11 protein-coding genes and 1 tRNA gene are annotated in these 8926 nt (G+C 64.9%); 8 read left to right on the top strand and 4 right to left on the bottom strand.

Going from position 1 to position 8926, the window contains the following annotated elements; genetic code table 11:
* Positions 1 to 32: 32 nt before the first annotated feature.
* Complete coding sequence (locus AC1D02_RS04210) at positions 33 to 923, bottom strand: serine hydrolase (RefSeq protein WP_477314047.1); 891 nt, start codon at positions 921 to 923, stop codon at positions 33 to 35.
* 239 nt (positions 924 to 1162) lie between these two features.
* On the bottom strand, positions 1163 to 2179 hold the full coding sequence (locus AC1D02_RS04205; RefSeq protein WP_477314045.1) for a sulfate ABC transporter substrate-binding protein: 1017 nt from the start codon (positions 2177 to 2179) through the stop codon (positions 1163 to 1165).
* Positions 2180 to 2398: 219 nt separating this feature from the next.
* Between AC1D02_RS04205 and AC1D02_RS04200 the strand changes: the two genes are divergently transcribed.
* The 3 genes from AC1D02_RS04200 to AC1D02_RS04190 all read left to right on the top strand — a co-directional run bounded on the left by AC1D02_RS04200 (position 2399) and on the right by AC1D02_RS04190 (position 4183).
* Complete coding sequence (locus AC1D02_RS04200; RefSeq protein WP_477314043.1) at positions 2399 to 2926, top strand: GNAT family N-acetyltransferase; 528 nt, start codon at positions 2399 to 2401, stop codon at positions 2924 to 2926.
* 163 nt (positions 2927 to 3089) lie between these two features.
* Positions 3090 to 3797 carry a YcbK family protein gene (locus tag AC1D02_RS04195; RefSeq protein WP_477314041.1) on the top strand — a complete coding sequence of 236 codons (708 nt, stop codon included), beginning with the start codon at positions 3090 to 3092 and terminating at the stop codon, positions 3795 to 3797.
* A 95-nt stretch (positions 3798 to 3892) separates the two neighbouring features.
* A complete protein-coding gene (locus AC1D02_RS04190; protein ID WP_477314039.1) occupies positions 3893 to 4183 on the top strand; it encodes a DUF378 domain-containing protein in 291 nt (96 codons plus the stop codon).
* 100 nt (positions 4184 to 4283) lie between these two features.
* Here the strand turns inward: AC1D02_RS04190 and AC1D02_RS04185 are convergent.
* Positions 4284 to 4356: transfer RNA gene (locus AC1D02_RS04185), tRNA-OTHER, on the bottom strand.
* 74 nt (positions 4357 to 4430) lie between these two features.
* A complete protein-coding gene (locus AC1D02_RS04180; RefSeq protein ID WP_477314037.1) occupies positions 4431 to 4643 on the bottom strand; it encodes a DUF3460 family protein in 213 nt (70 codons plus the stop codon).
* Positions 4644 to 4682: 39 nt separating this feature from the next.
* On the opposite strand from AC1D02_RS04180, the gene AC1D02_RS04175 reads away from it, so the two are divergent.
* The 5 genes from AC1D02_RS04175 to AC1D02_RS04155 form a co-directional block, all read left to right on the top strand.
* On the top strand, positions 4683 to 5189 hold the full coding sequence (locus AC1D02_RS04175) for a hypothetical protein (RefSeq protein WP_477314035.1): 507 nt from the start codon (positions 4683 to 4685) through the stop codon (positions 5187 to 5189).
* 52 nt (positions 5190 to 5241) lie between these two features.
* Complete coding sequence (locus tag AC1D02_RS04170) at positions 5242 to 6039, top strand: transporter substrate-binding domain-containing protein (RefSeq protein WP_477314033.1); 798 nt, start codon at positions 5242 to 5244, stop codon at positions 6037 to 6039.
* The gene (locus tag AC1D02_RS04165) at positions 6039 to 6695 is read left to right on the top strand and encodes an amino acid ABC transporter permease (protein WP_477314031.1); all 657 of its coding nucleotides are present in this window, start codon (positions 6039 to 6041) and stop codon (positions 6693 to 6695) included. Before AC1D02_RS04170 ends, AC1D02_RS04165 begins: the two co-directional genes overlap by 1 nt.
* A 78-nt stretch (positions 6696 to 6773) precedes the next feature.
* Positions 6774 to 8570, top strand: coding sequence for a putative bifunctional diguanylate cyclase/phosphodiesterase (locus AC1D02_RS04160; RefSeq protein WP_477314029.1), 1797 nt, complete (start codon positions 6774 to 6776; stop codon positions 8568 to 8570).
* Positions 8571 to 8743: 173 nt separating this feature from the next.
* The coding region (locus AC1D02_RS04155) for a transposase (RefSeq protein WP_477314027.1) at positions 8744 to 8926 on the top strand (183 nt) is incomplete at its 3' end.

Below are 8926 nucleotides of genomic sequence, written 5' to 3'. Positions count from 1 at the left end.
GTCAGGTCCGGCGGACCTGACCCCATCTTCGATTACACGCGGCGGTGACGCGGCTTGACGTGCTTGGCGCCGCGGGTGCGGATCGAGGCCTTGACGATGCGGCCTTCGCCGCGGCTGGCGCGCGCGACGCGCACTTCTTCGCCGCCCATCAGGCGCCGGATCGACATCGCGTCGAACGCGCGCGCCGACGAGGCTTTCGCGTTCAGCAGCACCAGCGTGGCGTTCTTGCCGGCGGCCTTGATGCGCATGATCAGGCAGCGGCCCGCTTCCTCGGTGTAGCCGGTCTTCGACAGGCCGATGTCCCAGCCCTTGGCGCCGACGAAGCGGTTGGTGTTGTGGTATTCGACGCCGCGGCCGTTGATCTTGATGATGTCCTTGGCCTCCGTGGTGATGCGGGTGATCTCGGGATAGGCCGAGGCGGCGACCGCCATCTTGACCAGGTCGGACGCGGTCGACTTGTTGTGCGGCGACAGGCCGGTCGGCTCCTCGATCACGGTCTGGGTCATGCCCAGAGCGGCGATCTTGGCTTTGACAGCGGCCTTGAACGCTTCGGTGCCGCCCGGGTAGGTGCGGCCCAGCGAGGCGGCGGCGCGGTTATCCGACGACATCAGCGCCAGCTGCAGCACGTCGCGGCGCGAGATGGTCGCGCCGACCGGCACGCGCGAGGTGCTGTGCTTGAGCATGTCGACGTCGACCTTGTCGATCGAGATGGGCGCATCCATGTCCTGCTTCGAGTCCAGCACGACCATCGCGGTCATCAGTTTGGTCAGCGAGGCGATCGGGACGATGGCGTTGGCGTTTTTCTCGACCAGGACCTTGCCGGTGTCGTCTTCGACGACGAGCACCGATTGCGATCCGAACGGGCCGGCGACGGCGGCGGCGGTGGAGATCGACAACAGGACGGTGGCGAACAGTTTTTTCATGTGGGCGTTTTCGGTAGTGTGCTGCTGGTTCAATATCGGGCGCCGGGGACGAGGGCGCTGCGCGGATGCTGAAAGTAAACTGGCTGTGGAGCAACTAACTTATTGCGGGAAGATATCATCCAATTTGGGGTGTGTCTATGGCGCACAAGTCGAAAGCGGTCTCCAAACGTAAATTTCCATGAAAAAAGGCCCTGCGCGGCGCAGAGCCTTTCGAATCCGACAAGCGAAACGTCGGAAATCTATTTCGGCTGATAAATCTTGTCGAACTCGCCGCCGTCGTCGAAGTGCTTTTTCTGGGCAGCTTTCCAGCCGCCGAACAGCTCGTCGACGGTGAACAGGGCGATCGGCTTGTAGTTGGCCGCGTATTTCTTTGCCACCGCGGCCGAACGCACGCGCATGTAATGCCTGGCGCCGATTTCCTGACCAGCTTCAGAGTACAGGAAGTTCAGGTAAGCCGTCGCTTCCTTGCGTACGTTGCGCTTGTCGACCACCTTGTCGACCACCGCGACCGGCGACTCGGCCAGGATCGAGGTGGCCGGATACACCACTTCGAAGTTGTCGCCGAACTCGGCGCGCACCAGCTGCACTTCGTTTTCGAACGTCACCAGCGCGTCGCCGATCTGGCGCTGCGTGAAGGTGGTGGTGGCGGCGCGGCCGCCGGCGTCGAGCACCGGCACGTTCTTGAAAATCTTGCCGACCAGCTCGCGCGCCTGCGCTTCGTTGCCGCCTTTTTTCAGCACCGAGCCCCAGGCCGCCAGATAGGTGTAGCGGCCGTTGCCGGCGGTCTTCGGATTCGGGATCACCACCTTGACGCCCGGCTTGGCCAGGTCGTCCCAGTTCTTGATCTGCTTCGGGTTGCCCTTGCGGACCAGGAACACCATGGTCGAGTAATAAGGCGCGGCGTTGTGCGGGAACTTTTTCGCCCAGTCGGCGGCGACCAGGCCGCGGTCGGCCAGCATGTCGATGTCGTTGGCCTGGTTCATCGTCACGACCGAGGCCTCCAGCCCGTCCGCGACCGAGCGCGCCTGCTTGCTCGAGCCGCCGTGCGACTGCTTGATCACGACCGTCTCGCCGGTCTTCTGCTTGTACTCGGCGATGAAGGCCGGGTTGATCTCTTTATACAGTTCGCGGGCGACGTCGTAGGACACGTTGAGCAGCTCGACCTCGGCTGCGCTGGCGGCAAACGGGGCGGCGAGGGCGCCGATGGCCAGGGCCAGGATCCAGCGGCGAAGATGCGACGGGCGGATGTTTGTCATTATTTTCTCGCGTGTATGGTGTTGTGGAAACAGAACAGCATGGTCTAGAATTCGCGCAAAAAACGGAACGACTGTTTTTCTATATGCTTAGACGGCAATGTTGTAGCGCCGCGTCAGCCGGCGGCTCATCAGGCAGACGCCCGGGCTTTGCGGTATAGTCTTTATATGTATCTTGAAGCGTAGCAATACCTTTTTCCCGAAATCATTGCGTTATTGTTCATGAGTCCAGACATCCGTCCCGCCACGCCCGAAGACGCCCCGGCTGCATGCACCGTGCTGCGCCGCTCCATCCAGGAATGCTGCGCGGATGATCACTGCCACGACCAGGCCAAGCTGGACGCGTGGCTGGGCAACAAGACGCCGGCGCAGGTCGCCGCGTGGATGAGCGCTCCCGCCAATCATATGCTGGTAGCGCTGCGCGATGGCGCACTGGTGGGGGTGGCGCTGATCACCCAGGCCGGCAAGCTGTCACTGTGCTACGTGCTGCCCGAAGCGCAGCGTCACGGCGTCGGCACGGCCTTGCTCGCCGGCGTCGAGGCCAAGGCGCGCGAGTGGGGCGTCGGGGTATTGCAGCTGAAAAGCACCACGGTCGGCGCCGGCTTCTACGCCCGGCACGGCTACGTGAACGCCGGCAAGGACAAGACCTGCTACGGGCTCGAGTGCGACGTGTTCTGGAAAAAGCTCGACGCCGATCCGGGCGCCGCCGCCACGCCGGGCAAGCGCTTTTGCAGCTGCAGCGGCGCCTGACAAGCGCCCCCCGCGCAGGCAGGCGCCTATGCTGAGCATGCGTTCATTCTCCCATCGAATCCACATGGCTACCTGCCTTCGCAGGCACAGAATCGTGTTCAATTTGCTGTCGTGCGCTGGCGCCTTGCGTTATAGTGAGCGCCTCGAATTGATGAGTTGAATAATGGCTTCGCGCAGAGAATTTCTTCACCACGGTGTTTGCCTGTCGGCGCTCGGCGCGCTGGCCACCCCGCTGATCGGCTGCGCTCACGCCAGCACCGCCAGGACCGCCGTCGCCGCCAAATCGTCCGGCCGCAGCGTCGGCCGTGCCGCGGCGCCGGCGCGCGCGGTCGAGACCACCGAACTGGCGCCGCCGCCCGACATCTTCGACGCCCAGGTGCTCGACATGGACTTCTGGCTCAAGCCGCGCACGCTGACCCTGATCCGTCCGCAGAGCGGCGAGAAGACCAAAGTGCTGTACTGGCGCGATGGCGAGGTGATCGACTCGGCCTACCAGGAGCTGTGCCACATCATGCGCGACGTCAACGGCAAGGAGACCGCGCCGATCGACCCCAAGCTGTTCGAAACCCTGTGGGGCACCCAGGCCTTCGTCGCGCGCTACGGCATCGAGCAGCCGCTCGAAATCCTGTCGGGCTACCGCACCGCCAAGTCCAACCTGCGCCTGATCGAGCAGGGCATCCCGGCCGCGCGCCAGTCGCTGCACATCGAAGGCAAGGCGGCCGACATCCGCATCGCCAACCTCAATTCCGAAGTGCTGGGCTCGCTGGTGCGCAGCTTCCGCCAGGGAGGCGTCGGCTTCTACTACCGCGAGGGGCCGAAAGGCGGCTGGATCCACGCCGATACAGGCCTCAAGCGCACCTGGAAGGGCTGATCCGCCAGCCGGACCCGGCAAAACTTGCAGCGCGCTTCCTGGTCTAACCAGCTGCCCGGTTACGGGCCCACTGGTCTATTCACGAGGAGGTAGCGATGGCAACCCTGGACATGCCCACCACCGACCGCCGCCATATTCCCGAGCGGCGCCACCATCTGCCCGGCGAGCGGCAGGCGTGGAGAGTTTCTTCGATCGATTACATTGCGCTGGCGCTGCTGGTCATCGGCGGCCTGAACTGGGCCAGCGTGGCCCTGTTCAACATCGACGCGGTCGCCACCGTGTTCGGCGCGCAGAGTCCGGCGACCCGGCTGATTTACGCATTGGTGGGGATCGCCGCGCTGTACTCGGTGTATTTCGGCGCGAAGATCGCGCGCCGGCCGCGTTGACAGGCTTGCCGCACCCGCGCAGGCGGGTATCCACGCCGAGTTTGCAGTGCCGCTCGCGCGGCATGGGTGCCTGTTTGCGCATGCACGACAAGCTGGAATCTGGTGCGGGGCCGCGGAATCGAACCGCGTTTTCAGCCTGAGGCGACTGGGCTTTACCAATAAGCGAACCTCGCAACTGCATCATACCAAAAAATTCCCGCAACGCAATTAAAATTCGTCAAAAACAATATAAATTTTTCTATGGAATCTAGTCGTATTGATAGGGTTTTACCGGAACGGCATCGTCATGCTGCTTTTCCAGGTCCTTCAGGTCAACGAGGTGGTCCCACCAGATGTACCAGCCGCGCCGCTGGTCGGCGCTAATTTCCGGGTGCTCGACCATGTAGTTGTCGATGAATTGATCAAATTCTGAGACGTAGCCGCCATGGCGGACACGATAATCCGCAGCCTTCGGTTTCATAAGTCCTCCTGTTCGCACTTGCCTGACTCGGCGCAGCCGATGCGCTTCGCCCATGTCAATCCGCGCGCTTCCATGTACTGCACGCCGGAAATGCCGTACGATACGCGCCGTCACCAGCTTATTTCGAACCAGGTAATGAATCAAGAATCGCACGAACCGACGCCCCGTTTCCGGCCCGTCCGCTGGATCGCCCTGGAAACGCCGCAGGATGTGGAACTGTGGATCGACGAGCACAACGCCAGCCTGGTCGAACATATCGGCCCGCAGGAAACCGGCTACGGCGTGTGCTTCACGCTGGCCATCGGCGGAAACATCTACTTGCAGACCACCGGCGACGCAATCGTGCTCGACGTCGACGCCGACGCGCAGTGGGTGGCGCCGCTGATCGTGGCCGCCACCGGCGCCGAGATGCCCGCCGGCCAGCTGTGGGTGTTGCCGGAAGACCGCCTGGTGCAGCTGATCCTCGGCCTGTCGAGCCTGGTCGACAGCACGACCCTGGTCAGCGGTCACAAGTTCGGCTCGCGCAACCGCAAGATGGCGGCGTGACGCATTCTCCAGAGATACTTGACTAGTCAACCTTTTTTCGAATCGAGCAACGATGATCGCATTCCGCCGTTACGTCCTGAAAACCGCCGCCGCGCTGCTCGCGACCAGCTTCGCGCTGCCGGCCCTCGCCGCCGACCTGCTCGACAGCGCCAGGGCGCGCGGCACCCTGCGCATCGCGATGGAAGGCACCTATCCGCCGTTCAATTTCAAGGACCAGAAGACGGGCGAACTGGCCGGCTACGACGTCGACGTCGCGCGCCTGCTGGCCGCCAAGCTGGGCCTCAAGCCGCAGTTCGTCAGCACCGAATGGGCGGCGATCCTGGCCGGCCTGGGCGCCGGCAAGTACGACGTCATCATCAGCCAGGTCGGCATCACGCCGAAGCGGCTGGAGGCGTTCGACTTCTCCGAGCCCTACACCTACTCGAGCCCGCAGCTGATCGTGCGCAAGGATGAGCGCGCGACCTACGCCTCGCTGGCCGACCTGAAGGGCAAGAAAGTCGGCGTGGGGCAGGGCAGCGTGTTCGAGCAGCAGGCCAGGGCCGTGCCCGGCATCATGGTCAAGAGCTACCCGGCGGCGCCCGAAAACCTGCAGGACCTGGCCTTCGGCCGCATCGACGCCGCGCTCAACGACAGCCTGATGGTGGCCTACCTGCTGAGCAATTCGCAGCTGCCGATCAAGGCCGGCGCCCGGGTCGGCGCCATCGAGCGCACCGGCATCCCGTTCCAGAAGGGCAATCCGCAGTTCAAGGCGGCGCTCAACAAGGCGCTGGCCGAGGCCGCCGCCGACGGCAGCCTGAAGAAGATCTCGGTGAAATGGTTCGGCGCTGACGTCAGCCGCCCGGCGCCTTGATGGACCTGGTTGCGCTGCTGCGCGAAGCGGCGCCGGTGATGCTGGCCGGCGCCGGCTACACGCTGGTGTTCGCGCTGGCCTCGATGGTGGGCGGCCTCGCGCTCGGCTTTCCGGTCGCGGTGCTGCGCATGTCGCCGTACGCGGCGCTGCGCTGGCCGGCCACGCTGTATGTCAGCGCGATGCGCGGCACGCCGCTGCTGGTGCAGATCTTCGTCCTTTATTACGGCCTGCCCAGCGTCGGGATCGAATTCACCCCGGTCACGGCCGGCATCCTGGCGCTGTCGCTGAACGCCGGCGCCTACCTATCGGAAAGCCTGCGCGGCGCGATCGACAGCATCGGCGTGGGCCAGTGGCGCGCCAGTTTCAGCCTGGGACTGGGCTACTGGCAGACGCTGGGCCACATCGTGCTGCCGCAGGCGCTGCGGGTGGCGGTGCCGTCGATGAGCAACACCTTGATCAGCCTGATCAAGGACACCTCGCTGGTGTCGGTCATCACCATGACCGAGCTGATGCTCTCGACCAAGGAGGTGATCGCCACCACCTTCCGTCCCTTGCCGCTCTACATCGCCGCGGCGGCGCTGTACTGGTGCATGAGCCTGGCGTTCGAGGCCGTGCAGCGGCGCGCCGAGCGGCGCCTGAACAGGGCTCATCAATAAACTCGACAGCGTGGCCGCGCCCGTGCTAATCTTGTCCGTATAGCAACGACGACCGATTTCTGACGCCTGCGAGGGGTTATGGACGACGATCGCGATCCGGCCTGGTTCAACGAGTTGTATCTGCTCGCCCCTGTGGGCTATTTCGTGCTGGCGTTCGACAGCCGCGTGCTGCTGGCCAACCAGGCCGGCGCCGCCATGCTTGGCATTGCCCACGCCAATCCCGGCGCCCACCGCTTCCGCGCTTTCATCGCGCCCCATCACGCGGACGAGTTCGACAGCTTCATCGGCCGCGCGCTCAACAGCAGCGAGCCCGAACAGTGCCGCCTGTCGCTGCGCGGGGCCGGCGGCGCGGAATTCGACGCGATCCTGTTCGCCAGCGTCGACGCCAGCGGCCAGGCCTGCCGCGTGGTGGTCGAGCACCGCGACGCCAGGCTGGCCGCGCTCGAACGCGGCGATGAGCGCTTCCGCCGCATCTTCGACGGCGCCGGCGACCATGTCGGCACGCTGGCCCCGAGCGCCGACCTCGGCGAACGCCGCGCGTCGACCGAAGCGATCTGGCGCCAGGCCAACTTCGACGAGCTGACCGGCCTGCCGAACCGCCACATGTTCATGGACCGGCTGCGGCTCGAAGTGAAGAAGGCCGACCGCGGCGGCGCTTTCCTGGCGCTGGTGTTCCTCGACCTCGACCGCTTCAAGGAAGTCAACGACCAGCACGGGCACGCGATGGGCGACGCGCTGCTGGTGGAGGCGGCGCGCCGCATCGCCGCGTGCGTGCGGGCGTCCGACACGCTTGCGCGCCTGGGCGGCGACGAATTCGTGGTGATCCTGGCCGGGATCGACCATGTCGGCAGCGTCGAGCGCATCGGCCAGGCGCTGGTCGCGACCCTGGCGCGGCCGTTCGAGATCGGCGGCGAGCGCCTGTCGATTTCCGTCAGCGCCGGCGTGGCGCTGTATCCGCCCGACGCCGGCAACGTGGCCGACCTGCTGGCGCGCGCCGACCAGGCGATGTACGCGTCGAAGAAGGCCGGCCGCAACCGTTTCAGCTACTTCACGCCCGACTTGCAGGAGGAAGCGATCGAGCGCCAGTACGTCGCCGCCGACCTGCGCGCCGCGCTGGCGACCGGCCAGTTCGAACTGCTTTACCAGCCGATCGTCTGCCTCGCCACCGGCAACGTGCGCAAGGCCGAGGCGCTGCTGCGCTGGCGCCATCCGATCCGCGGCCTGCTGGCGCCGGCCGAATTCATCCCGTTCGCCGAATCGAACGGGCTGATCGTCGAGATCGGCGACTGGGTGTTTCGCGAGGCGGCGCGCCAGGTGCAGCTGTGGCAGCGCCAGATCCACCCATCGTTCCAGGTCAGCGTCAACAAGTCGCCGGTGCAGTTCCGGCGCGACGCCTCGCTGTACCGCGCGTGGATCGACTACCTGGCCGAACTGGACCTGCCGGCGCAAAGCATCGTCATCGAGATCGCCGAGGGCGTGCTGTTCGAGGGCGCCGACAAGGTGCTCGAGCGGCTGCGCCAGTACCGCGCGATGGGGCTGCAGGTCGCGCTCGACCACTTCGGCACCGGCTACTCGTCGCTGTCGCACCTGAAGCGCTTCGGCATCGACTTCCTCAAGATCGACCAGTCGTTCGTGGCCACGCTGGACGCCGAGAACGGCGAGCTGGCGCTGTGCGAAGCCATCATCGCGATGGCGCACAAGCTCGGGCTGAAGGTGGTGGCGGAGGGCGTCGAGACAGCCAGGCAACTGGCGCTGCTGACCGACGCGGGCTGCGATTATGGGCAAGGCTTTGCGATCGGGAGGCCGATGGCGGCAGACGAACTGAATGCGATGGCGCACGCGGGCGCGATCGACTTTCTGAGGGCTGCGCCATGAACTGGATCGACCTGGCGGAAGTGGCGCTCGAGGCGTGGGGACTCGTGATTGTCGTCGCGGCGCTCGGCTATGCCGGCTGGCGCGTGGTCAAGCAGCTGCGCAAATAAAAATGGGGTCAGGTCCGCCGGACTGAAGTGCCACCTAAAAGTTGGACGCCAACTTTTAGGTGGTTTATGACAAAGTATGACGAGCAATTCAAGCTGGCCGTCGTCCGTCAGTATCTTGATGGCGATATAGGCTACAAGCAGCTGGCCAGGCAGCGCGGGCTTGCGCATTCGATGGTCCATCGTTGGATTAGCTGGTTCCAGGCTCATGGCACGTTCATCGCGGGCAATCAGGTCGGCCCGTATAGCGCG

It is taken from the genome of Massilia sp. P1_C10 (genome assembly GCF_056406475.1).
Note: the sequence above shows the minus strand (reverse complement) of the source record. Positions and strands in the feature narration are given on the sequence as shown.

Excerpts from the sequence above, each read along its gene's own strand:
- AC1D02_RS04210 (WP_477314047.1), bottom strand. The coding sequence starts at position 923 with ATGAAAAAACTGTTCGCCACCGTCCTGTTGTCGATCTCCACCGCCGCC.
- AC1D02_RS04205 (WP_477314045.1), bottom strand. The coding sequence starts at position 2,179 with ATGACAAACATCCGCCCGTCGCATCTTCGCCGCTGGATCCTGGCCCTG.
- AC1D02_RS04200 (WP_477314043.1), top strand. The coding sequence starts at position 2,399 with ATGAGTCCAGACATCCGTCCCGCCACGCCCGAAGACGCCCCGGCTGCA.
- AC1D02_RS04195 (WP_477314041.1), top strand. The coding sequence starts at position 3,090 with ATGGCTTCGCGCAGAGAATTTCTTCACCACGGTGTTTGCCTGTCGGCG.
- AC1D02_RS04190 (WP_477314039.1), top strand. The coding sequence starts at position 3,893 with ATGGCAACCCTGGACATGCCCACCACCGACCGCCGCCATATTCCCGAG.
- AC1D02_RS04180 (WP_477314037.1), bottom strand. The coding sequence starts at position 4,643 with ATGAAACCGAAGGCTGCGGATTATCGTGTCCGCCATGGCGGCTACGTC.
- AC1D02_RS04175 (WP_477314035.1), top strand. The coding sequence starts at position 4,683 with ATGCGCTTCGCCCATGTCAATCCGCGCGCTTCCATGTACTGCACGCCG.
- AC1D02_RS04170 (WP_477314033.1), top strand. The coding sequence starts at position 5,242 with ATGATCGCATTCCGCCGTTACGTCCTGAAAACCGCCGCCGCGCTGCTC.
- AC1D02_RS04165 (WP_477314031.1), top strand. The coding sequence starts at position 6,039 with ATGGACCTGGTTGCGCTGCTGCGCGAAGCGGCGCCGGTGATGCTGGCC.
- AC1D02_RS04160 (WP_477314029.1), top strand. The coding sequence starts at position 6,774 with ATGGACGACGATCGCGATCCGGCCTGGTTCAACGAGTTGTATCTGCTC.